This is a genomic window from Pseudochelatococcus sp. B33, from assembly GCF_053570585.1.
Genome location: NZ_JBSEFH010000016.1, coordinates 105,918 through 128,253, shown reverse-complemented (window position 1 = coordinate 128,253; position 22,336 = coordinate 105,918). Strand labels below are relative to the sequence as shown.

Annotated in this window: 16 protein-coding genes and 1 tRNA gene; 8 read left to right on the top strand and 9 right to left on the bottom strand. The window is 65.1% G+C overall.

The window, feature by feature from the left end; all coding sequences use genetic code 11:
• The first annotated feature begins 35 nt into the window (after nucleotides 1-35).
• The 4 genes from ACUSIJ_RS18465 (at nucleotide 36) to ACUSIJ_RS18450 (ending at nucleotide 4,884) form a co-directional block, all read left to right on the top strand.
• Nucleotides 36-1,181, top strand: a complete 1,146-nt coding sequence (locus ACUSIJ_RS18465; protein WP_449309873.1) for a flagellar motor protein MotB — start codon at nucleotides 36-38, stop codon at nucleotides 1,179-1,181.
• The gene (locus tag ACUSIJ_RS18460) at nucleotides 1,178-2,542 is read left to right on the top strand and encodes a chemotaxis protein MotC (RefSeq protein ID WP_449309872.1); all 1,365 of its coding nucleotides are present in this window, start codon (nucleotides 1,178-1,180) and stop codon (nucleotides 2,540-2,542) included. Before ACUSIJ_RS18465 ends, ACUSIJ_RS18460 begins: the two co-directional genes overlap by 4 nt.
• Nucleotides 2,539-4,179, top strand: a complete 1,641-nt coding sequence (fliK, locus tag ACUSIJ_RS18455; protein ID WP_449309871.1) for a flagellar hook-length control protein FliK — start codon at nucleotides 2,539-2,541, stop codon at nucleotides 4,177-4,179. The genes ACUSIJ_RS18460 and fliK overlap by 4 nt, the downstream gene beginning before the upstream one ends.
• A gap of 237 nt (nucleotides 4,180-4,416) precedes the next feature.
• Nucleotides 4,417-4,884, top strand: coding sequence for a transglycosylase SLT domain-containing protein (locus tag ACUSIJ_RS18450; protein ID WP_449309900.1), 468 nt, complete (start codon nucleotides 4,417-4,419; stop codon nucleotides 4,882-4,884).
• A gap of 12 nt (nucleotides 4,885-4,896) precedes the next feature.
• Here the strand turns inward: ACUSIJ_RS18450 and ACUSIJ_RS18445 are convergent, their stop codons facing one another.
• Both ACUSIJ_RS18445 and ACUSIJ_RS18440 read right to left on the bottom strand, forming a co-directional pair.
• Complete coding sequence (locus ACUSIJ_RS18445; RefSeq protein WP_449309870.1) at nucleotides 4,897-6,387, bottom strand: alpha/beta hydrolase; 1,491 nt, start codon at nucleotides 6,385-6,387, stop codon at nucleotides 4,897-4,899.
• A gap of 24 nt (nucleotides 6,388-6,411) precedes the next feature.
• Nucleotides 6,412-8,799 carry a Tex family protein gene (locus tag ACUSIJ_RS18440; protein ID WP_449309869.1) on the bottom strand — a complete coding sequence of 796 codons (2,388 nt, stop codon included), beginning with the start codon at nucleotides 8,797-8,799 and terminating at the stop codon, nucleotides 6,412-6,414.
• A 168-nt stretch (nucleotides 8,800-8,967) separates the two neighbouring features.
• Between ACUSIJ_RS18440 and ACUSIJ_RS18435 the strand changes: the two genes are divergently transcribed.
• Entirely contained in the window at nucleotides 8,968-10,131 is a 1,164-nt protein-coding gene (locus ACUSIJ_RS18435) for a cell wall hydrolase (protein ID WP_449309868.1), read from the top strand.
• Nucleotides 10,132-10,583: 452 nt separating this feature from the next.
• A tRNA-Ser gene (locus ACUSIJ_RS18430) sits at nucleotides 10,584-10,673 on the top strand.
• Nucleotides 10,674-10,947: 274 nt separating this feature from the next.
• On the opposite strand, the gene ACUSIJ_RS18425 is transcribed toward ACUSIJ_RS18430, so the two are convergent.
• The 7 genes from ACUSIJ_RS18425 to ACUSIJ_RS18395 form a co-directional block, all read right to left on the bottom strand.
• Nucleotides 10,948-13,536 carry a DEAD/DEAH box helicase gene (locus ACUSIJ_RS18425; protein ID WP_449309867.1) on the bottom strand — a complete coding sequence of 863 codons (2,589 nt, stop codon included), beginning with the start codon at nucleotides 13,534-13,536 and terminating at the stop codon, nucleotides 10,948-10,950.
• Nucleotides 13,537-13,539: 3 nt separating this feature from the next.
• Nucleotides 13,540-15,717 (bottom strand): site-specific DNA-methyltransferase, encoded by a 2,178-nt coding sequence (locus tag ACUSIJ_RS18420; protein ID WP_449309866.1) that lies wholly within the window; start codon nucleotides 15,715-15,717, stop codon nucleotides 13,540-13,542.
• Nucleotides 15,718-16,046: 329 nt separating this feature from the next.
• A complete protein-coding gene (locus tag ACUSIJ_RS18415) occupies nucleotides 16,047-16,811 on the bottom strand; it encodes a hypothetical protein (RefSeq protein WP_449309865.1) in 765 nt (254 codons plus the stop codon).
• Nucleotides 16,750-17,265 (bottom strand): DUF488 domain-containing protein, encoded by a 516-nt coding sequence (locus ACUSIJ_RS18410; RefSeq protein ID WP_449309864.1) that lies wholly within the window; start codon nucleotides 17,263-17,265, stop codon nucleotides 16,750-16,752. Before ACUSIJ_RS18410 ends, ACUSIJ_RS18415 begins: the two co-directional genes overlap by 62 nt.
• Before the next feature lie 56 nt (nucleotides 17,266-17,321).
• Nucleotides 17,322-17,732, bottom strand: coding sequence for a hypothetical protein (locus ACUSIJ_RS18405; protein WP_449309863.1), 411 nt, complete (start codon nucleotides 17,730-17,732; stop codon nucleotides 17,322-17,324).
• Nucleotides 17,729-19,054, bottom strand: coding sequence for a recombinase family protein (locus ACUSIJ_RS18400; protein WP_449309862.1), 1,326 nt, complete (start codon nucleotides 19,052-19,054; stop codon nucleotides 17,729-17,731). Before ACUSIJ_RS18400 ends, ACUSIJ_RS18405 begins: the two co-directional genes overlap by 4 nt.
• Entirely contained in the window at nucleotides 19,051-19,506 is a 456-nt protein-coding gene (locus ACUSIJ_RS18395) for a DUF2924 domain-containing protein (protein ID WP_449309861.1), read from the bottom strand. Before ACUSIJ_RS18395 ends, ACUSIJ_RS18400 begins: the two co-directional genes overlap by 4 nt.
• Before the next feature lie 350 nt (nucleotides 19,507-19,856).
• Between ACUSIJ_RS18395 and ACUSIJ_RS18390 the strand changes: the two genes are divergently transcribed.
• Together ACUSIJ_RS18390 and ACUSIJ_RS18385 are read left to right on the top strand one after the other, a co-directional pair.
• Nucleotides 19,857-21,995 carry a hypothetical protein gene (locus tag ACUSIJ_RS18390; RefSeq protein ID WP_449309860.1) on the top strand — a complete coding sequence of 713 codons (2,139 nt, stop codon included), beginning with the start codon at nucleotides 19,857-19,859 and terminating at the stop codon, nucleotides 21,993-21,995.
• 96 nt (nucleotides 21,996-22,091) lie between these two features.
• A complete protein-coding gene (locus ACUSIJ_RS18385; protein WP_449309859.1) occupies nucleotides 22,092-22,328 on the top strand; it encodes a hypothetical protein in 237 nt (78 codons plus the stop codon).
• Nucleotides 22,329-22,336 lie beyond the last annotated feature (8 nt).

Genomic DNA, 22,336 nt, shown 5'->3' with positions numbered 1-22,336 from the left:
CGTTGGGCCCGCGGCATCGGGAATGAGTGTGCGGAATGGACAAGATCGAGCAGGAACTGATCCTTATCCAGCGGCGCAACCGGGAACCCGAGGATCACGGGGCACACGGCATATGGAAGATCGCCTATGCCGACTTCATGACGGCGCTGATGGCCTTCTTCCTCATCATGTGGCTGCTCAACGTCACGGACAAGGAGCAACGCGTGTCCGTCGCCAACTACTTCAACCCCATCAAGCTGGCCGACATCTCGCCGACCCGCAAGGGCGTCGAGGAGCCGCAGGAGACCCCGCCGAAGGACGACACCGAGGGCGAAAAGGCGATCACGCCGACGCAAACCGAGACCGCCAACACCGGCGCGAGCCTGAAGATGACCGGCGATGCCGCCCATGCGGCCAAGCCGCGTTTTCCCGAAAGCGTCCTGTTCATGGATCCCTACGCGATCCTCGCCAAGCTCGCCGATGACGACAAGCCCGCCGACAGGACGCTTGCCGCCACGGCGGAGATCGCGACGGAGCGCGGCTCCCCGCGTACGTCCACCGTCCGCGATCCGTTCGACCCGGCGTACTGGCGGCTCGCGCCTGAAGGCCAGCCGTCCGCCGTCTCGCAGGACGGCCAGCCCCAGGCCGGCACCTCGGGCGGAACGGGAGAGCGCGCGGACAACACCGAGCCCGCCCCGTTCGCCGACCTCATCGATCCCGCGGAACAGGAGCAGGCGCGCGAGATTTCCGCGCTCAGGGAAGGCGTCGCCGACGCGCTGAAGGACGAAAGCCCCTCGTCCGCCGCGCCGGCGGTCGACGTGGAGCGCACAGGCGAGGGCATCCTGATCAGCCTCACCGACGCCGAGGCGTTCAGCATGTTCGCGATCGGCTCCGCCGAACCGAAACCCGAGGTGGTGCGCGCCCTCGCCCGCATCGGCAGCATGCTCGCCGAGCGCCCCGGCACCATCGTCGTGCGCGGCCATACCGACTCGCTGCCGTTCAAGTCCGACAACTACGACAACTGGCGGCTGTCGTCGGCACGCGCGCACATGGCGTCCTACATGCTGATCCGCGGCGGCCTCGACCAGAACCGGGTCGAGCGGATAGAGGGCTACGCCGACCGGCGGCCCCGCAACGCCCAGGACACCCGCGCGGCCGAGAACCGGCGCATCGAAATCCTGCTGAGGGAGAAGAGCGGATGACGGCGCGCCACCCCCGGCAACCGGCCACCAAAACGATCGCCGCCGGCGCGCCATGGCGGCTCCTGCCGGCCGTGCTGGCGCTCGGCGGCCTGCTCTGCGCGGCGCCCCTCGCGCCCGTCTCCTCCGCGGCCCATGCCGAGGAGGACCCGTCCCCGGAAACCGCCGCCACCGGGAGTGAGAGCGAGGCATCGGGGCCGGCCTGGCGGTCCGCGAACGAGCCCTACCGGCTCGTCCGCACCTTGCAGGCGATTCAGGATCGCACCGCTCACGGCTCGCGCGAGGCGCTGGCGCTGCAGTCGCCGCTGCTGTCGCAGATCGAGCAGCAGTTGATGGTGGCGCCCGCCGAGGTGTGGCAGGACCCCCGGAACGCACGCGCGGCCGTCTCGTTCGCCCTCAGCGGCGGGTCGCCCGCGATCCTGCGCAAGCTCGTCCGGCTCAATCCCGCACCCGCCATCGAGCCCGACATCCTCAAGGGCGTCCTCGCCTATGTCGAGGGCGACGAGGAGGATGCGCGGCACTACCTCGGCGACGTCGACCCGCGCACGCTCGCTCCGGGCATCAACGGGCGCATCGCGCTGGTGCAATCGGCGCTTTACGCGCGGTCCGCGCCGGAGAGGGCGATACGGCTGCTCGATCTCAGCCGCCTGCTGCTGCCCGGCACGCTGGTCGACGAGGGCGCGCTGCGCCGCGAGGTGTTCCTGGCCGGCCAGCTCGGCCTCAACGACAAGTTCAAGAGTCTCGCCAAGCACTATCTGCAACGCTATTCCAGATCCGTCTACGCGGGCGATTTCCATCAGCGGTTCTCCGCCGCGCTGGTGCGGCTCGACATGTCGGGCACGCCCGAGGAGGAAAAGTGGCTCACCGATCTGCTGAAGGAGCTGGACGAGCCGTCCCAGGTCAACATCAACCTGATCCTCGCCAAGCAGGCGATCACCCAGGGCAAGACGCGCATGGCCGTGCTCGGCGCCCGCCGGGCCCTGGAGATCGCGCCGAAGAACGGTTCGGCGTTCGAGCGGGCGAACCTCTATTACGCCGCGGCCATCGTCATCAACGAAAAGGATTTCATCGAGGGCCAGACGATCCTGAAGTCGATCGACCGCGGGCGGCTGCCGGCGGACGACATCGGCCTGCTGGATTCCGCGCTCTATCTCGCCACGCGCATTCGCGAACTGCCGGTCGCCGCCGGGATTCCTGCGGCGCAGATCGCCGCATCCGCCCCTGCGGACGGGGCGCAGGCAGCGGGGGCGCCCGCGCTGGAGCCGGGGTTCGAAGCGGCGCCGGCGCTGAGCGCGACGGTATCGCGCGTCAGGCAACTGATCGGCGACAGCGATAAATTGATCGAAGAGGGAACTGGTTCATGAGCGCGATTGACGTCGCTTCCACGATGAATGGCCCGGCGCCGGCGGGCGCGAAGTCCAAAACGGCCGACGCGGGCGAGGATGGCGGCGCCTTCTCCCTGATCTACGAATCGGTCGCGCGCGAGCCCGCCGACGGCAAGGCCGGACCGGACGGCGCGACGTCGAAGGGGGCCGATGCCGGCAAGGGCGGCGGCCCCAGGTCCGCGGTCGACGGGCCGGCCACGCGCAAGCCCGCTGCTGGCGAGGCAGCCGGGCCGGAAGGAGAGCCGGCCGACGAGGGGCACGCGGAGCGCGTCGTGGCTGACGCGCCGCAAAAGGACGGGGTCGAGGCGGCGGACGACCTGACGCGGCTGCTCGGCATCGGCACGCCGCCGGCGCAGGCCGCAAGCGCGGCGCAGGAGCCGCAATCGGCGACGCCGCTGCGGCGCGATGTCCTGCCGCAACCGTCACATGCACGGAATACCGACGCGGAGGCCGGCCAGCGCCCGCAGGCCGCGCGTATCGTCGTGATCGGCCGCGAGACGCATTTCGCGCCGGTGAACGTCGGCTCGCCCGGCAGTCCGAATGGCCGCCCCGCGGCCGACATGGCGGTTTCGGCCCCTGACGATCCGACGGCCGGCCGCATCGCCAGAGCGGCGGCGATCGCCGGCGAAGCCGTCGCGCGACAGCCACACCCGGCCGGCGCTGGCACCAAAAACGCGAGCACGGCGCAGGCGAGAGCAGTCGATCTCAAGGCGGTCACCGTCCCAATCGCCGATGAAGCCGCCGCTACAGGGCAGCCGCACCCGACCCGCGCCGGGGCAAAGGCCGGAGAGGCGGCAGTGGCGCAGGCCGGGGCATCCGATCTCAAGGCGGCCACCGCCCCCGGAGCGGCTGCACTGGCCGAGGAAGCCGCCGCCACGCGTGCGCCCCATCCGAGCCGCGCCGAGGCCAAAGACGCAAGAGCGGAGGCCGGATTCGCCGGAAGCAGGACGCGGGAGGAAACGGCGCGCAGCCTCTTGCCCACCGCAGCGACGGGCACCGGCGCCCAGGCCGTCCCGGACAGTGCCGTCTCGCCCGACACCGGGGCGCTCGTGCGCCTCGCCGACCAGATCGTCGCCCAGATCGTCGCCCAAGCGCGGGAGCTGACCGCTGCGGGCGCACCCCTCCCGCAGGCGCCACACCAGAGCGGCGGCCCTGTCCGCATCCTGCACCTGCAATTGCAGCCCGAGGAACTCGGCCTCGTGACCGCGCGGCTGCGCATCGTCGGCGGCGTCCTCGAACTGCGCCTCACCGCTGACCGGCAACAATCCGTCGAGGTGCTGCAGCAGGATCGGGAAGGGCTGATCGAGGCCCTGCGGCGCGCCGGCTACAAGGCGGAGGTCGCCTCCATCGAGTTTGCACGGCCGCAGGCGCTGCATCAGGCCCCGGCCCAGACGGCGGCCGGCAACGGCTCCGGCCAGTCTCCCTCGCAAGAGTTTTCCGGGCAAGAGTTCTCCGGTCATGACGGCGGCAGCGCCGCCGGCGACCCGGACCGCTCGCCGGATCGGGGCGGCTCCGGGCATGGCGCCGCCAACGGCCGGCCGGAGGGGGATGTCAAGGGCGGAAATGGCGACAAGCCGGCGCGGCGCTCCGATGAACCGCAGGCCATTTATCTGTAGGGGCCGGAGCGCTCTCCGGTCGGATGGAACCATCCGACCGATAAGAATTCGCTCAAAATCAAAGAGTTGCAGAGCATGATCCGATCTGGAAAATCCGATCGTGCGCTGCCTCGGTTTGCCGGCATCACGCCCTGTCTTGCCGCGATCGGATTGGCCGTGATCGGGTTCGGCGCCGCCCTGGCCGTGGCGGGCGGAGCGCAGGCCGCGGCTGCGGCCCGGAACGCGTGCGAACGCGAGATGATCCGCGCCGCTCGCGAGTTCCGGGTGCCGGTCAACATCCTCTACGCCGTCGGCCTCACGGAGACGGGGCGGCGCGGGTCGCTGCAGCCCTACGCCATGAACATCGCGGGCAAGGCGTATTTCGCCGCCAGCAAGCAGGACGCCATCCGCCGTCTCGACGAAGAACGGGCGAAAGGCGTCAGGCTGATCGATCTCGGCTGCATGCAGATCAACCACCACTACCATCACAAGAACTTTTCATCGGCGGCGGAGATGCTCGATCCGCGCGCCAACGTGAATTACGCGGCGCGGTTCCTCAAGGAGCTGCGCCGGCGCGAGGGCAACTGGACCATGGCCGTGGCGCGCTACCACGCGGGCCCGGACAACAACCCGGCGCAGAAACGCTACATCTGCCGCGTCATCGCCAACATGGTGGCCACCGGCTTCGGCAACTGGACGCCGAAGGCGAAAAAATTCTGCGAATAGCCTCGGCCCGGCTCATGGCTTCGGGGGGCTCACGCCCGTGCCGATCCCCGCCTCTATCCGTTCGATCATCAGCGGGAAAAACGGGTTCGACTGCATGCGCGAGGTCATGCGCAGGATCGGATCGAGGGTGAGCACGAAGGTGTTGACTTCGCCGCGCGTGTTCACCACCCCCGTGCGGATGCCGAAATCGTCGGCGGGGTCGGGCGTCAGGCCGTAGAGCCCGTCCGTCAGCGGAAACGGCACGGCGACATGCGACAGCGAATAGACATCGGGCGGATAGGTGAGGCCGGTGTCGGCGTCGGCGCTCTCCCGCGCGCCCGCCTCGGTGACGCGGGCGATGACCTCGCCGGTGCGGTCGGTGCGGTTGGTCACCAGCACGGTGCGGAACGGGCGCGGCGCATCGGGCAGCCGGGCGAGCACGGCATCGCGCGCCGCGTCGTCGACCTGCGCGCCGAAGCGGCTGTTGACGTTGAGGTTCGCGTCGAACAGCACCAGTTCCGACCCGTTGGCGGGCAGGCGCGCATAAAGCTCGGTGAGGACGGCCGAGGTGCTGACGGTGAAATCGAACACCGACTGGAAGGTGAGGATCGGCGGCAGGCGGTCGAGCAGCCCCTCCTCCGCGAGCTGACGCAGGCCGGACTGCACCTTCTGCGTCATGTCGAACGACTGCTGGCCGGCGTTCACCGGCATCGAGTTGTACTTGAAGGGATTGAACTCCGGCAGGATCGACAGCCACGCCGACTGCGCGAAAGCCGGAATGACCGCCGGCAGCCCCGCAAGCCAGGTGAAGCGCGCGGCGGGCGTGATGCCGACCATCGGCGACAGCAGCACGAGGCGGTCCGGCCGCGCCAGCACCTCGCCGGACACGGCCGCGATCGTATAGTCGAGCGCCAGCGCGCCGCCGTTGGAATAGCCGACGATGTGCAGCGGCGCGTCGCCGCCGGCAAGCCGCCGGGCCTCGCGCACGGCCAGACGCGCCGCCGCCTGCCATTGGTCGAGCCGCGTCACCTTGAGCGACCCCGGCACCGTGCCGTGGCCCGGCAGGCGGATGGAGACGACGGCAAATCCCTTTTCACGATACAGCCTGCCGACGTGGCGCAGGCTGTAGGGCGAATCCGTCAGGCCGTGCAGCAGCACCACGGCCCCCACGGGTTCACCGTCGGGCAGCAGCACGGAGGAGCGGTTCCAATCCGTTGCGAAGCGCCGGGGATAGACCGGGCTGGTGCTCGAATAGCGGTTGAAATGCGTGCGGTCCTCCGGGTGGATCGCCGAGGCGATGTCGCGCTCGATCCTGTCGAACAGCGCCGCCTCCGCGCGCAGGTAGTGCGCCCAGTCGGCACGGTCGATCTCGTCCACGCCGGGCTCTGTGAGTTCCGCCGTGTGCCAGGGTTCGAGCGGCAGGCCGCGCCGCATGTCCCACCCGCGCCAGACGAAGGCGGCCACGAACACCACGACGAGCAGGACGAGGATCCGCCTGATCAGACGATGAAAGAAGGCAAGCATGGCGGCCCTTTCGTTGCCGAAACCTCAACCGTTGCCGTCGCGGCCCTTGCCGCCGCGGCGGCCGCCGGCGTCAGTGGAAAGGCCCGCGCGGCGCAGGGCATCGGCGAGAGCAGAGCCGGATCCAGCCGTCTCCTCCCGCCTGCCCGCACCGGGCTTCGCCGCGCGCTGCTGATCGCGCCGGTCGTCGCGGCGCGCGCCGCGCGGCTGCGCGCCTTCCCGCCCCGCGCCCACGGCATCGTCAAGCCGCATGGTGAGCGCGATGCGCCTGCGCGCCGCATCGACCTCCAGCACCTTCACGCGCACGACATCGCCGGGCTTGGCGATGTCGCGCGGGTCCTTCACGAAGGTGGTGGACATTGCCGAGATGTGCACGAGCCCGTCCTGGTGCACGCCGATATCCACGAAGGCGCCGAAGGCCGCCACATTGGTGACGACGCCCTCCATCACCATGCCGGGCACGAGATCGCCGATCTTCTCGACGCCCTCCTTGAATGTGGCGGTCCTGAACGCCGGGCGCGGATCGCGGCCGGGCTTTTCCAGCTCGCGCAGGATGTCGGTGACGGTCGGCACGCCGAACGTGTCATCGGTGAAGCGGGCAGGATCGAGGCCGCGCAGCGTCGCGGCGTCGCCGATGAGGGCGCGGATATCGCTCTTCGCCGCCGCCAGAATGCGCCGCACCACCGGATAGGCTTCCGGGTGCACGCCGGAGGCGTCGAGCGGATCGTCGCCGCCGCGGATGCGCAGGAACCCGGCGCATTGCTCGAACGCCTTCGGCCCCAGGCGCGCCACCTTCTTCAGCGCTCCGCGATTGCGGAACGGGCCGTTCTCGTCGCGATGCGCGACGATGTTGCGTGCGAGCCCCTCGCCCACGCCCGACACCCGCGCCAGGAGCGGCACGGAGGCGGTGTTGACGTCCACGCCCACGCCGTTCACGCAGTCCTCGACCACCGCGTCGAGCGAGCGCGACAGCTTCGCCTCGGCGAGATCGTGCTGGTACTGGCCGACGCCGATGGATTTGGGGTCGATCTTGACGAGTTCGGCCAGCGGGTCCTGCAGCCGGCGGGCGATGGAGACCGCGCCGCGCAGCGTGACATCGAGCTCCGGCAATTCCTGCGACGCATAGCTCGACGCGGAATAGACCGACGCGCCCGCTTCCGACACCACGATTTTCGTCAGGCCGAGCTGCGGGTATTGCTTCATAAGATCGGCGGCGAGCCTGTCCGTCTCGCGCGATGCGGTGCCGTTGCCGATGGCGACGAGCTCGACCTTGTGGCGGGCGGCAAGCGCCGCGAGCGTCGCCAGTGCCTCGTCCCACCGGCGCTGCGGCTCGTGCGGATAGATGGTGCTCGTGGCCACCACCTTGCCCGTGCCGTCCACCACGGCGACCTTCACGCCGGTGCGGAAGCCGGGATCGAGGCCCATGGTGGTGCGCATCCCGGCGGGCGCGGCGAGCAGCAGGTCGCGCAGGTTGCCCGCGAACACGCGCACGCCCTCGTCTTCTGCCTGCTGCCAGAGCCGGCCGCGCAGATCGAGCGCCAGCGACACCAGGATGCGCGTCCGCCACGCCCAGCGCACGGTCTCGCGCAGCCAGGCATCGCCGGGCCGGCCGCGATCACCGATGCCGAAGCGGTGCGCGATGCGCAGTTCATAGGGACCCGGCCCGCTCGCGGGCGTCGCCGAGAGGCTCTCCGGTTCCGGCTCGAACGCAAGGCTCAGCACCTCTTCCTTCTCGCCGCGAAACAGGGCCAGGATCCGGTGCGACGGCAGCTTGGCGAACGGCTCGCTGAAATCGAAGTAGTCGGCGAACTTGGCGCCTTCCGCGCCCTTGCCCTCGCGCACCTTCGACACGAGCCGGCCCTGCTTCCACATCTCCTCGCGCAGCCCGCCGATGAGATCGGCATCCTCCGCGAATCGCTCGACCAGGATGGCGCGCGCGCCGTCGAGCGCCGCCTGCACCGAGGCCACGCCCCTGACCTCGTCGACGAAGGCCCCGGCCCGCTCCTCCGGCGGCAGGGCAGGATCGGCGAGCAGCGCCTCGGCGAACGGCGCGAGCCCGGCCTCGCGGGCGATCTGCGCCTTGGTGCGCCGTTTCGGCTTGTACGGCAGATAGATATCCTCGATGCGCGCCTTGGACTCGGCGGCCAGGATGCTGGCCCTCAGCGCATCGGTGAGCTTGCCCTGCTCCTCGATGCTGGCGAGCACCGTGGCGCGGCGTTCCTCCAGCTCGCGCAGGTAGCGCAGGCGCTCTTCCAGCGCCCGCAACTGGGCGTCGTCCAGCCCGCCCGTCATCTCCTTGCGATAGCGGGCGATAAACGGAACCGTCGCGCCCTCGTCGAGCAGCGCGACCGCCGCTGCCGCCTGCTGGTCCCTGACGCCGAGTTCTTGTGCGATTTTCTGTGTTATGGAAGTCATTTACCCTACCGGAGAGAGTTGGGAGTCGGATACCCGATCGCCCTTTGTCCGGCCTCGGGCCGCCGATTGCAATCGATAAAACGAACGCACGGGGGCTTGCCATACGCTTTGACATTGATTAACAGGCATGTGTCGCTCAAGTCGCGGCGGAACACGAGAGGCTGCTGCATGAACCTCGTCCGGCGTTGCCGTCCCTCATTGGCTGCCACCACGGTGCTGACTGCGCTCATCCTCGGCGGATGCAGTTATTCTCCGGAACGTTCGCTGACAGTGGCGGACACCGCAAAACCGGCGGGCGGGCAGCAGGCGGCGGCGGATCCGAAGACGAAAGCCGATTCCGGCAGGAAATCCAGCGCCAGGACAAAATCCAGCACGACGAAATCCGAAACCGTCAAGGTCGCTGGCACGAGCCGCCGGGTGGCGGCGGTCGATGCGGCGCAACAGGCGGCCTCATCCGCTCAGACGCCGCGCCGGCAGCTTGTCGCCAGCAACAGCGAGCGGGAATGCCTGGTGCGGGCGATGTATTTCGAATCCCAGCGTTCCAGCCGCGAAGGACTGCTCGCGGTCGGCACCGTGGTCATGAACCGCGTCAATTCGCCGAGCTACCCCGGCACGATTTGCGGCGTCGTCGGGCAGAAGCGCCAGTTCGCGGCGGGCGTGCTGTCGCGCCCCATGTCGCCGCGCGACCGCCAGCACGCCGAGGCGGTGGCCGACGAGCTGCTGGCCGGCAAGCGGCACACGGGCATCGGCGACGCCATGTTCTTCCACGTTGCGACCCGCCGCTACAAATATCCGAACATGCGCTACCTGCATGTCGCAGGCGGTAACATCTTCTACCGCAAGGTCGGCCGCAACGCGCCGCGCGTCGTCGAGGGGCCGGTGCTGGCCTATGCCGACACCGCGCCGGACAGCGCCAAACCCGCCGCGCCGGAAACGCCCGTCACGGTTGCGAGCGCCGCGACGGACAAACCCGCCGCCGTCAGGGCCGCCCCGCCAGCGGAGCGCCACGCCGCGCTGGCGACGCCGGCCGCGGCATCCGTCGTCCCCCTGCCGCTGCCAAGAACGGCCCTTGCCCTGCCGCAGCAGGACGCCAAGGCAGCGGAAACCAACGCTGGGATTGCTCCGGCGCAGGTGCAGGCTTCGACGCAAACGTCATCGCCGGCGCCAACGCAAACCTCGGCGGTTGAGCAACTGGCGGCAAAGCCGGCGGCAGGCAACGTCAGCTATACGCTCCCTCTCGGCACGGCCCTGTCGTCGTCGAGCGCTTTCAACGCCGAGCCCTCGACGCTGCTGTCCTACCGCGCCATCAGCGTGCCGGCGCAGGCCAAATGACGCTCCCCGAGTGACGGATGGATCGGGGACGCTGGCGCGAACGCTGATCGGCCAACTGATTCTCTCCTGCGGACAAGCGCTCTGGAGACCGTTTCCAGCGTCATAGCCGGCTGGTGGCCTGTTCAGGATTTTGGCCTTTCCCTTGAGAATCGCAACAGGTTTGCCCGACCGCGTGGCATCGGGCGGCGGCGGCAAGGGCGCGCCCGCATGGCGGACCGCCGCTATCCTCAGCCGGGAAACATTGATCGAAACGGCCGTGAATTGGCTGAAAACAGCGCTTGCCACGAGCGCCGATTGTAAGCTAGAAGCCCATGGTCGCCGAGGCGGCCGCGGCCGGACAAGCATTGGGATCGCACCCAATCTGAGTGCCCGCAGCGCGGTTGGTTGTGGTCTGACGGCAGGACGGATGACGATTCGAAAGCACATCCGTCTGCGCCGTTGGCCGGCGATTGGGAGAGGTGGCCGAGTGGTTGAAGGCGCACGCCTGGAACGCGTGTATACGGGCAACCGTATCGAGGGTTCGAATCCCTCTCTCTCCGCCACTTGCCCTTGCGAAAGCGTTCTCCCGATCCGGCTGCGGCCGGATTTTCCCGTTGTTTTCGAGGGTTATGCGGGAGGGGCTCTTAACCGTTGCCCGCGCCTGCAGGCCCGGACGTGGTCTCTCCGGGCCGATATTCTCCAGACCTGTTAACCGCGCGCGGTCCGGTTAAGCCGATCAAGGTCATGATAATTATGAGTTTTGGGTCGCAAATCATGCGTAACCGTTGTGGAAGCCGTATCGGTGCCGCAAGGAACTGGCGTCGAACTCTGTGATGGTTAGGGCAAGTAATCGAATGCATCCGCGCTTTCATACAGAGCCTTGATGGTTGTCGCGGTAGAGACCGATGCGCGCGTCGCGGCTTCCTTCAGGTCCAGAACACGGAACTTGTCACCGATCTTCGCAACGGCCTCGATCCGACGATACTGATCGCCGAAGCGTTCTGCGTACTGCGCCAGCCCCTTGAGCTTCGGCATCGCGTCGCCGAACTGAATGCCGTGCGGATCGACGATATCGGCGGCGACGGTCCCATCGTCCTGCTGAACGAAAAATACGAAGTCGGGCCTGACAATCCTTGGTTCGCCACCATCCTCGTAAATGATGCCAAGCGAGTCCTGGCTGGCGCGCGACGGGTTCCGGTACCACGCGATGGCTCCCGCCCGCACGAGTTCGGATTTCACGACTTCACCTTCCCAGGAATTGAAGTCCTCGGGGAACATCCCATGCTCATCGCACAGCATGTGCCGCTCGAACGATGGCAGCGGGGTCTCTGAGCCGTTCGCCTCCCGGATCGTCGTCGGCTGCATCCATGACGTCGGTCGAGCCAGGTCCACATCCATGGGGTTCGCGCTCATCTCCCGGATCTGGCGATACACGTCCTGACGCTCGTCGGAGAGGTTCTTGATGTCGACCCGGAAGCGAGTAAGCCATTGGTTCGCGAGTTTCTCGGCCTCAGCCTCAAGTGTCTCTCTGATGCCGGGAACCAATCCCAGAGCGCCAATCGTGACGTGCGCATCGATGAGAGCGGCCTCCATGTCGTCCGTATCGCCTTCGCTCCGCGCCAGGTAGTCGCTGTACGAGGTCGCGAGATCCGGACTGATCGCACGGCCCGCCCTGCGATATGCGTCTTCGATCACGGCGTAGTCCGCTTCTTCGAGGAAGTCGTCGAACGACATGCCGCCGCCTTTCAGGTCGGCCTTCAGGCTCTTGCCTTCGACTGTCAGGACCGATTTGCGGGCAGTCTCGATTTCCGCCTTGTAGCGCGCTCTGGCTCCATCGAGAACCTTGTGCATTTCCGCATGGGCAGCCTTGCCAGCGTCATCGAGCAGGCCATCCACGGCAAGCTCATGCGCCAGCGAAGTCAGCCGCTTGACGGGACGGGCATGCCGCTTCGGCAGGGATTGGGATGGCAGCGAGAGCAGCTTGTCCCAAACCGCCTCCGGGATCGCAGGATTGGGCTTCAGCTCGACGGGGTTGATCAGCACGCGGCGACCCGGCAGGGCGTCGCCGCCATCCCCACCGGACATCAGCGCCTTGGCGACGTCCTTGACCGAGGCTTCGTCGAAGAACGGAAGCAGGCAATCGACCGAGTTCAGTCGTTCATTGCCCGGGATCCGCCGCGCCAGCGGCGTACGCACCATGCGTCCTAGGAGCTGCGTGATGTGCGTCTTGTCCCGAGCGGGCCGGAACGACACCATGACTTCGGCGCGCGGACAGTCCCAACCCGTGCTGATGGCGTCCTTCGCGATCAGGATCCGGACCCACGTCGATTCCTGAACACGTTCGGGCGAGATGTAGGGCACGGTGTGGCGGCCGAAGGTCTGGGTGGAGTGTTCCCCGAACACATGCGCCACCGCATCCTCGGGCAAGTCCGGCCACTGCGTGAAGATGGTGTCGAGAGCCCGGCCGATGTCGTTGTGATCGGGCGCGTTCGGAACCTGCAGAACCATAAGGGGCAGCACTGTTCCGGCATCGTCCTGCTGCTGGCCATAGGCCTCCCAGGCGGAGGAAATCTCCTTCAGCTTGTCTGTGCCGCGGCGCACCAGCACGGTATCGAACTGCCCCGCCTCCTTCGGCACGTCCAGGATGATCGTATCCTTCAGCAGACCTGACGCCTGGACCTTGGCGGAATCCACCACCACGTTCGGCAGGGTCGCGCGGCCCGTCATGTCGGTCATGGCGGCGTTGAACCGCTCGACCGTGGCCGAGATGCCCCAGACGACCGGGATGCCGGGGACCGGTCCCGAGCCGTTGATCAGCCGCTTGACGATGGTGGTCTTCTCGCCGGCACCGGTCGCGGCGCGCATCCCGCGATGCGCCTCGTCGAGCACGAGGTAAAGCGTCAGCGCCGGGTCATCGATGGTGTTCTGGATCGTGTCCCAGATGGTGAAAGAGCGACTGTCGGGCATCAGCCGGATCTGCCCGTCCTTCTCGATCCCCTCGTCATCGGGATCGTGTCCGCGCACCAGGAGGCTCGACTTGCTGAGCTTCTGGGTATTCAGGAAATAGACCTTCCCCGGTTCCAGCACCTCGCGCTGGAACGTGCTTTGCACCACCACAAGGTCCGAGATCGACAGTCTGTCCGATGCCTCGAGCAGGCGGAAACGTGACTGCTCGTTCAGAGACGGATCGTCGCTGAACCAGATCACCACTGCACCCGGGTCAGGCTCGATGTCGTAGTTGTCGTCGCCGTGGAACAGCGCTTCGAACACGGCCGCCGCCATGACGGTCTTGCCCGCGCCCGTGGTGGCCGTCAGCGAGAAGGCATGCTTGTCGCCGTCCTCGCGCCAGCGACGCGAGGCCTTCTTGAGGTTCACCAGAACCTCCCGAACGGCTTCTTCCTGATAATCCTTGAGTGTGAACTTCATGGCTCAGCGGCCCATCGAAAAGCGGAAATTGGAGAGGTAGGACTCGTAGAGCCGCACCGGTTCGACGCTGTCGGGCAGCGCGCGCGCCACCGCCTGGAACCGGCGGTCGTCATCTGTCACGACGTAGGCGATGCGCAGGGTCGGCTGGGCGGCGGCCGCGTCGCAAAACGCGGCGGCGCGGTCCAGATCGACGAGCAGACCGTAGGTGTCGGCCACGTCCCAGCCGGCGCCGGAAAGATCGTCGATGCGGCGCCCCTCCGATCCGGCGCGCATCCACAACAGCGGCGCGATGCGCTGGAATGCGAGGTTGTGGCTGACGGCCACCGGCGCTTCGTACGTCAGCGTGAAGAACTCGGCGTTCTCTTTGAACCCCTCGGCCATCGGGAACTCATCGGTGAATTTGTAGTCGCCCTTGATGTCATCTCCTTCCGGCGTCTTGCCGGTGATGGCTGCGGCGATGCGTGGTTTGGTGATGTAGTCGCAGATGCCCAGCTTCTCCCAATCCGCGTCACCGGGGCGCAGGCCCGCCTTGCGCAGGGCCGCCTGCTCGTCGGCTGCCACTTCGTTGTTGGTGACCGAGATGCACTGCCGCCGCCCGCCGTCCTGACGGTTCAGCCGCATGACAGCATGGGCGGTGGTGCCGGAGCCAGCGAAGAAGTCGAGGATGGTCGCGTCGGGTTTATCCTTGACAAAGAAGCGGAGCACGTCTTCGACGGCATAAAGCGACTTCGGGAACGGGAATTTTCTCTTCGGAACGAAGTATTCGAGCAAACCTGACCCATGCTCAGAGGCGTTGTGTGAAGCAATTTTCCACTGAGTGGGGGCTATGCGACTGTCCTCATCCTCCTTCCGATAGGCGATCAGCGAGCCATCATCAGCCCTGCCAACCAACTCATATCCCTCGGAAAGTGCGTCTCTGTAGGCGCCATCTGGAAGGTAATTCACAACAAAGCCGTAGGCGGTTGGGCGACCGAGCCGGATCCTGCCCTGATTTATCCTGTCCTTAAGTTCGCCGGCCGATATCTGCCAACGACCCTGTGAACCATCGCGGCGGATTGGAAGGATCGCCACCAGCCCCTCCCTTTCCGGAGCGCGGTCCTCTCCCTCGGGGATTGGCTCACCAACCTCGACGATCTTGCGGCTGCTAGGTTCGGCGTAGATCGGATAGAACATGGACGCTCTATCGGTCCTTGCGGCTTCTGATCCGCGGCGCATCATTGATGTCCACCCCGGCTCAGCGCGTGACTTCTTGTCCGTTTCCTCGATAGTTGTCTCTGGTTCATCTGCGCTATAGCTGCCGCTCACAATCGAAGATGGTGACCATTCGGCGCTCAATGGCAGGCGGCAAGGCGCGGCGTCGCCCATCATCACAACAAAGATATACTCGTCGGCCCTACGAAAGCCGCCAACGACAGAGACACCTTTCGGATTTATGATGGTGGAGATCATCTGAATCCGTGCTTCTGGAAAAATTTGCTCCAACAGCAATCCCAGCCGCAGATACTCGCGAGAATCAATCGTTACTATTAGAACTGAATTTTCGGATCTCATTAGAGACTTCGCGACGATTATTCGTCGCTCAACCATCGCCAACCACTTGGAATGCCGATAAAGATCATCCTTCTCAACATAGGCATTATTGTATTTCCAGTCGGTAGCTCCCGAATTGTAGGGAGGGTCGATGTAGATGGCGTCGATCTTGCCACGATGTGTGTAGGTCAGCGCCTCCAGCACATGGAAGTTCTCGCCGTTGATCACCGTGTGGAACGGCTTGTCGCGGCCGCGCTCCACCCGCCCGGTGCTGACCAGGCCGGGGTAGATGTAATCCCGGAACTCGGCCACCACGACCAGATCGGCGACCGCGACCTCCACAGTCTCTGGCGCCTCGGCGTCGATCAGTTCGACCAGCGCCATCCGCGCCTTGCCCTTGCTGTCAATTCGCTTGACGCGCCACAGCCGCTGGTCTGCGCGCTGGACAGAGCCCCGCGGCGGCAGGATACGCACCTTGTCGCCCCGCCGCACGGGACGGCCGGGCAGCTCCACGCTTTCGGGGCGGTGCCGCTCGAAGTTCAGACCAAAGGCCCGCCGCGACGCCAGCGCCTTGAACTCCCGCTCAAGCTCTTCTCCCAAGGCACTGTCCCTGGCCTTTGCCCGGGCGATGAGATCCGTCAGACGCGACATTGCCAGCCCTCGTGCCCCTCACCCGCTACTGCACCGCACCCGTGATGCCCCGCGCGCGACATGCGGAGCAAGGCATGCGGGCGTTCGACCGCAGACGGCCGGTGGGCAGGCAAGGTGGTAGGGATCGCGGTCGCGGCTGTCATCAATTCTATGTCCTGTCAGGCGGCGACGGACTTGCCGAACGCCCTGCGAAAATGAGCTGACAGAACCGCCGTTTACGCGTGCAGACTAAACCGCAAGTGCATGATGAAGCAAGCCGAATGGCGGCTTGCACCCGCAGTCCTCGGCTCCTGTCTGCGCCAGGATGGACAACAATGGCCATACGATTTTCAGAACAGCGACGTCTGACCAGTGTCATCCACGCGGAGAACACCGAGCAACTGCCATGTATGATGGCGCTTGGCCATGTTGCCGACACAGAACAACATGCCTTTCCGAGGGTATTCCTCGTTGAAGGTCTTGCTCATCCAGTCAAGCGCAGCCTGGTCAGATCCCTCCCTCCGACGGCCGTTGAAGAACATGGCGTGGGCTTCCCAATCGCCATTCGCGCAGTCGTGGGGGCCCGTGGCATCTTCGAACTTGAAGCGAAAATCATAGGGACTGGGCTCGAGCGCCTTCAGTTGCTCATCGAAGAACGACCCCTGGCGCGCGGCCTCCGCATACAGTCGCCGTTCCTGTTCGATCTCATCCGGCTTCTTGGCCTTGTAGAAGAATCGGGTGTTTCGCGGCCGGATCAGCGCGAGCGACCTGCCAGCCGCCTCGGCTTCCTTGATGGAGGCAGACACGAGCGGGCTGAGAAACGACGCTCGATCCTTCGGCGACATGCTGCCGTTCACTGTGATGCTGTCTTCCATCACATGGCAGCTCTCCGCACGACGATCACTGGTCGGCGGCCTGAACTTGAAATCGACCCAGTCCCAGCGCTTGAACGCAGCGCCGTCGGAAAGATGCCGAAATCGGATTGGGAACAGGCGCTTGAATTCGCCACGGGCTGTCACCCCGGCGCAGCAGACAGTTTCCCCGTGGTTGGCGCTACGCTGCGGTAAGGCCTTCACCAGAATGGAAACGCGGCAGTTTTGCAGCGTGACGGACATATCGCTCCGGATCATCAGCGAACAGATTGAATACCTCGAAGCCCGTCTCTTCGATCACTTCGTGCACGACGATTGTCCTGTGGCAGGTTTCCGGATCGCGCTCGAAACAGAGCAGGCAAGTCGGCGCATCCTGAACGAAATCGATCAATTCCCGCAGCGATTCTTGCGCTGGGGTCGTTTCGATATGCGCGCCGTAAATAGAACGAAACAGATCAAAATCTCCGGCCCGGGCTGCTTCGCGGCCGGGCTTGGGATCGCCAAGGGCGATGAAATGCGAATACTCGATGCCTTCGTCGGCAAGACGCGCGGCCAGCTTGGTTTTCGAGAAACCGGCCTTGCGCGATGCAGCGACCGCGCGAACATCGGCCAACCTTTCGACGCCAGCCGCTTTCAGCGTCCGGACGAACCGATCAATGTCGGTTCCCTCATAGCCAACCGTGAATACTACGCTCATGCCTGCCCCTTTTCTTTGACGGTAACATGCCTTGGTTCCGACGTGAATCCCCTGTTTCACCGCAGATCTTGTGGTGTCGCAGGTGCGCCAAGCGCACGCTTCTGCTCGGTCCAGTCTTCCGGCAGAGGTTGCCGCAGGACTTCGAGCGTCAGGTGACGCGGCTGACGTCCTTCGAGGATCGACTCAACCAGGTCTGGGGACAGATGCGACAGGCGCATCGTCCTCGTAAGGTATGGTGCAGCGATCCCCTCTCGCTCGGCCAGTTCGGCGATGGTGGCGAACTCGCCCGACTCCAGCATCCGCTTCCAGCGGAACGCGCGGGCCAGCGCCTTGACCAGCGTGCTGTCCGGCGTGCGCTCTGGTCGGACATGGTCGGGCATCTGCATCTCCTTCCGCCCGCCGCGTTTCACGATGCGAAACGGAACGTGGAGCGTCATGGTCTCGGGGATCGGCTTGCCGCGGGTCATGCAGCCGCTCCCATGTCTCCAGCCAGCATCTCGCGCGCGAGGCCGCCAAGGCCATCGACGCGGAGCCGCACGTTCAGGCCTTCCGTGCCGATGTCCACGCGCTCGACCAGCAGCGCCACGATGCGGGCCTGCTCTGCGGGGAAGAGTTCGTCCCACAGCGGGTCGAGATGCTGAAGCGCTGCGCGGGCGTCGGCCTCCGTGATGTCGTCGGCGTGGTCGCGCGCCTCCTTCCACGTCCCCACCACGATCTCGGGCTGGCGGAACATGGCGCGCAACTGGTCGATTACGGCGGCCTCGATCTCGCCCGCGGGGACGCGGCCGACCGGGCACGACCCGGCACCGTGCTTCAGCACAGTCTGGCTCACGTAATAGCGGTAGAGCCTGTCGCCCTTGCGCGTGTGCGTCGGTGAGAACGCGGCGCCATCGGGACCGAACAGCAGCCCCTTCAGCAGCGCGGGCGTGTCGGCGCGGGTGCGGGCAGCGCGTTTCCGAGGGCTCTCCTGCAGGATGGTGTGAACCTTGTCCCACGTCTCGCGGTCGATGATCGCGTCGTGCTCGCCGGGATAGCTCTCACCCTTGTGGACCGCCTCGCCGATGTAGGCGCGGTTGCTGAGCATCCGGTAGATGTATTTCTTGTCGATCCGATTGCCGCGTGGGGTGCGGATGCCGCGGTTGCCGACCTCCCGCGCCAGTTCCGTGCAGGACCCGATCTCGAGGAAGCGGGCGAAGATCCAACGCACATGCGCGGCGGCCTCTTCGTCAATGACCAGCTTCCGGTTCTCGACCCTATAGCCGTAGGGCGGCACCCCGCCCATCCACATGCCCTTCTTCCGACTGGCGGCGACCTTGTCGCGGATGCGTTCGGCTGTCACCTCCCGCTCGAACTGGGCGAAGCTGAGAAGGATGTTCAGCGTCAGCCGCCCCATCGACGTGGTCGTGTTGAACGACTGCGTGACCGAGACGAAAGTCACGCCGTTCCGGTCGAACACCTCCACCAGCTTGGCGAAGTCGGCCAGCGAGCGGCTGAGGCGGTCGATCTTGTAGACCACGACCACGTCGACCAGCCCGTCCTCGATGTCCTCCAGCAGCCGCTTCAATCCGGGGCGCTCCAGCGTGCCACCGGAGATGCCGCCGTCGTCATACTGATCGCGGACCAGCACCCAGCCCTCGGAGCGCTGGCTGGCGATGTACGCCTCGCAGGCCTCACGCTGGGCGTGGAGGCTGTTAAACTCCTGCTCCAGCCCTTCCTCGGAGGATTTCCGGGTGTAGACCGCGCACCGCAGCTTGCGGACGACCTTCGATTTCTCGGGCGGCTTCGTCATGACCGCGCCCTGTGGTTCTTGAGGCCGAAGAAGACCCAGCCGTTCCAGCGCGTGCCGGTGATCGCCCGAGCGATAGCGGACAGTGACTTGTAGGGCCGCCCCTGCCATTCGAAGCCGTCGGCCGTGACGGTGACGATCTGCTCGACACCCTGCCATTCGCGCAGGAGGCGCGTGCCCGTGATGGGGCGGTTGCGATCGGCGCGGATGCCGCGCTTGGATCGGTCGCCGCCGTCCAGTTCCTCGCCCAGCCGCTCCAGCCGCCGGATCGTCTCTGGCTTCAGCCCGCCGTAGGCGAGTTCCTGGATGCGGTAGGCTAGGCGGGACTCGAGGTAGCGCCGATTGAATGGTGGCGGCTCGCTTTCGAACAGGTCGCGCCACTGTTGCTTCAGGTCGGGCGTCGGCGTGTTCTTGAGCGCGGCCAGGCGCGCGGGGATGGGATCGGGCTTGTTCATGCATTTCTCCGGCGAGTTGGAGTTGCATGACGGCATTGGTCGGGCGGATAGTGTAGGCAACGTTCTCCAGTATCCTCAGATACTTCGCCCCCATCCCGCATCCGTAGCCGAACCAGGCCGAGCGCCAGCAGGCCGCACAGCTCAGTACGGCGCTCTGCGGGCGTCATCTGGTCGGGCGGGAGTGGGTTCGGTCGTTTCATGTCGAGGGGAAACCTGTTCGGTGCTGTCGCTACCGATCAAAAGCCACCCGGCTGCGCGGAACGGGACAAGACCGTTGCCAGTGTGCTCTGGCCGAATAGACTAGCGTTCGAAGATCTTGTCCGCTGTGAATCGCGTAGGTTGGAACTGTCTTGGCAAAACGAAGCGCTGAAAATAATCCAAGTCTTGAGCTGCTCATCAAGGAAGCGGCTCCCGCACTGGTTGGCAAATTTCTCTCACATCCCGACTTCACTAGTCTGGGATTGGGCGTTGTCGGCCAAACGGAGGGGGCGGTCGAAACCGCAGTTTCGGAGATTCGGCGCAAGTCAGCGGCTGCTTCCTTTCAAATTGAACAGGCAGCTTCCGAGATTCTGGATCAGTCAGAGGACGTCCCAGACCGCTTAGCTCTTCGTATCGTAGAGGAGCGGCTGAGCGACGAATTTATTACGCGGTATCGAGATACTGTTGGTGGCCTCAATAGAGCACTATTAAGATGGATCGAAGCCCCATCCGTTTTTGTCGAAGTTGATCGAACCTGGCGTTTCCAGAGGTTCCGGGAAACTGGTCGTTTTTATGAAGGGCGCTTTGTCGATCTTCCAATTCGACTGTCAACTGACGACATAGAGTGCGACACACTTGAACAGGAAATTGAGTCGCAGCTTGGACTGGTCGACGGCTGCAAAGTCTATGCTTGGAACGACCTCAGTGCAGACCCCCGAAGTGATAGAATCATATTACTCGTGATGAGTGGCGGCCAAAATGTGCGTGTTCGCGAGTGGAAAACGGGACAAGAACCAAGGCCACTAGATTATCAACCAGTCGACGAATTCCTGATTAGCTACACCCCCTCTCGCGGCATGATCGAGGTATGCGCTCAAGATCCGGTTGCTCGCCGTGTGCTGGGTGAAACTTTTGCGAAGAAGGTTTTGAATGTAGACCTGTTGACCCGACCACTGAGCTGGGAGGTCTATAATCTTTGGCGGTTTCGCGAGACAGTGGAGCTCGACATTCCGGCACATCTGAAAGGACGCGTTCTCGCAACTACTGTCATCGAAGCTTCCATAACTGCTGGGATCAAGGGACAGACTTTCTCTGCAAAATGCGGACCGAAGGACGACATGCGTCCCTTCGCGAAAAGGCTCTTGGCCGCGGTTCGGGGACTGCCAGGGGCTGGCAGGATAGTACGGGTCGTAATTCATGTGACTTACCAGCCGCACGGGAGGGAGCGTGCGTCAAGCTTTACCTTTGCCTTGTCAGGGAAAAACCGCTCGACGGTCGCGGGCCTCAGGCAGAGGGAGCGCATCTCAATTGCAAATGCTCTTCTGGAGCATTGGAAAGTGGTTGAAAAATATCAGTCACTCTCGGGCGCTGAGATGAGCACTGCCATGCCGAATATCCTTCGTTTGCTGGACCACGCCCCGGGGCCCGTCGAGGCGGACATGATCGAAGGTCTCGGGGGAGACATCGCTCTATTGAACAAGGCCAGCATTATTGTCCGTCGCGGGCTCGCAGATATTGTCCTTTTAGAGGACGAACTTTGGAATGTGGGTGATGATGCAGTCCTGAAGGCAGATGGAAGCGTCGTTGCAGTCGACTCAGAGAAACGTGAAGGTCCCACTCTCCCGCGTAAGGTGGTCGAGCAATACGAAATTCGCACCGACGAAATACTGCATGAAATCCTGTCTGCGATGACATTTGTCAAGCGCACAGGGCGGCGCGTTTCCGAAACAAAAAATCTCTGGCGGGTCGGCAGCGTTGAGATCGAAGGTGTAACTATCCCGGTGTGGATCGCCCGTAACCTCGACAATGGAGAGGTTTGTGCGGAAGTCGATACGGCGTTGCGCCGGATGCCTGATTTGCCCCAGGGCGTGGTCTTGGCAACAGGTGTGTCGCCCTTCCAGTGTCTTGGCAGTCATGTTGTTGTTCCCATTACTTCTTGCTTGGGTCCAGGCAAAGAAGCTGATGCAGAGCTTTTGAAGACCGAATTTCTTGCCGGTCGGGCTCTCGCCGCAGCAGGCGAGCGCGCGCGGCTTTTGCAGGTGGGTGCTACCCTTGCCAAACTTGTCGTTCCCGGGAAAGGCGAGATTGTCGTGAACGGCAAGACGCGGGTCGATGCGACGCGCTTAATGGTGGACGCCGCGAACGCGGGCGGCTTGGCCGTGCCGACAGGCGACATCTGCGGTGAAGGCATGGATCATCCAAGGCAGGTATACGGCACCGCTTTATGGAAGGACCTACACCCCAAGTTCATCGAGAGTGGGGGACGAGGGTCGTGGCGCATCGCACGCTAAATGCTCATCCGACTAGGTTTCAGCTAGGTTTGGCTGTCTGACCCACTCTGATTCCCCGTGATCTGAGAAGGCTCCTCTCAACAAAGGAGCCTCCAGATGGCCTACCCACTTCAAGCTCGAGCGCGTTCATCGCACAGCCCGCTGAGCACCAAGCCCACCACCTCCAACTCGGAATGGCGCTGCACGCGCTGTGACAAGCTGCTCGGCGTCTGCCGGGACGGCCGCATGCACCTGCGCTTCGCGCGGGGGCACGAGTATCTCGTGGGCTTTCCGGTTCAGGCCACCTGCCGCGGCTGCGGCACGCTGAACCACGCGACCGCGCCCGCGCGCTGACGCGCGCA

Bases quoted from the DNA above. Each gene is read 5' to 3' on its own strand.
- ACUSIJ_RS18425 (WP_449309867.1), bottom strand. From the start codon at position 13,536: ATGAAGTTCACACTCAAGGATTATCAGGAAGAAGCCGTTCGGGAGGTT.
- ACUSIJ_RS18385 (WP_449309859.1), top strand. From the start codon at position 22,092: ATGGCCTACCCACTTCAAGCTCGAGCGCGTTCATCGCACAGCCCGCTG.
- ACUSIJ_RS18445 (WP_449309870.1), bottom strand. From the start codon at position 6,387: ATGCTTGCCTTCTTTCATCGTCTGATCAGGCGGATCCTCGTCCTGCTC.
- ACUSIJ_RS18440 (WP_449309869.1), bottom strand. From the start codon at position 8,799: ATGACTTCCATAACACAGAAAATCGCACAAGAACTCGGCGTCAGGGAC.
- ACUSIJ_RS18420 (WP_449309866.1), bottom strand. From the start codon at position 15,717: ATGTCGCGTCTGACGGATCTCATCGCCCGGGCAAAGGCCAGGGACAGT.
- ACUSIJ_RS18395 (WP_449309861.1), bottom strand. From the start codon at position 19,506: ATGAACAAGCCCGATCCCATCCCCGCGCGCCTGGCCGCGCTCAAGAAC.
- ACUSIJ_RS18435 (WP_449309868.1), top strand. From the start codon at position 8,968: ATGAACCTCGTCCGGCGTTGCCGTCCCTCATTGGCTGCCACCACGGTG.
- ACUSIJ_RS18465 (WP_449309873.1), top strand. From the start codon at position 36: ATGGACAAGATCGAGCAGGAACTGATCCTTATCCAGCGGCGCAACCGG.
- ACUSIJ_RS18450 (WP_449309900.1), top strand. From the start codon at position 4,417: ATGATCCGCGCCGCTCGCGAGTTCCGGGTGCCGGTCAACATCCTCTAC.
- ACUSIJ_RS18405 (WP_449309863.1), bottom strand. From the start codon at position 17,732: ATGACCCGCGGCAAGCCGATCCCCGAGACCATGACGCTCCACGTTCCG.
- ACUSIJ_RS18415 (WP_449309865.1), bottom strand. From the start codon at position 16,811: ATGTCCGTCACGCTGCAAAACTGCCGCGTTTCCATTCTGGTGAAGGCC.
- ACUSIJ_RS18410 (WP_449309864.1), bottom strand. From the start codon at position 17,265: ATGAGCGTAGTATTCACGGTTGGCTATGAGGGAACCGACATTGATCGG.
- ACUSIJ_RS18400 (WP_449309862.1), bottom strand. From the start codon at position 19,054: ATGACGAAGCCGCCCGAGAAATCGAAGGTCGTCCGCAAGCTGCGGTGC.
- fliK (WP_449309871.1), top strand. From the start codon at position 2,539: ATGAGCGCGATTGACGTCGCTTCCACGATGAATGGCCCGGCGCCGGCG.
- ACUSIJ_RS18460 (WP_449309872.1), top strand. From the start codon at position 1,178: ATGACGGCGCGCCACCCCCGGCAACCGGCCACCAAAACGATCGCCGCC.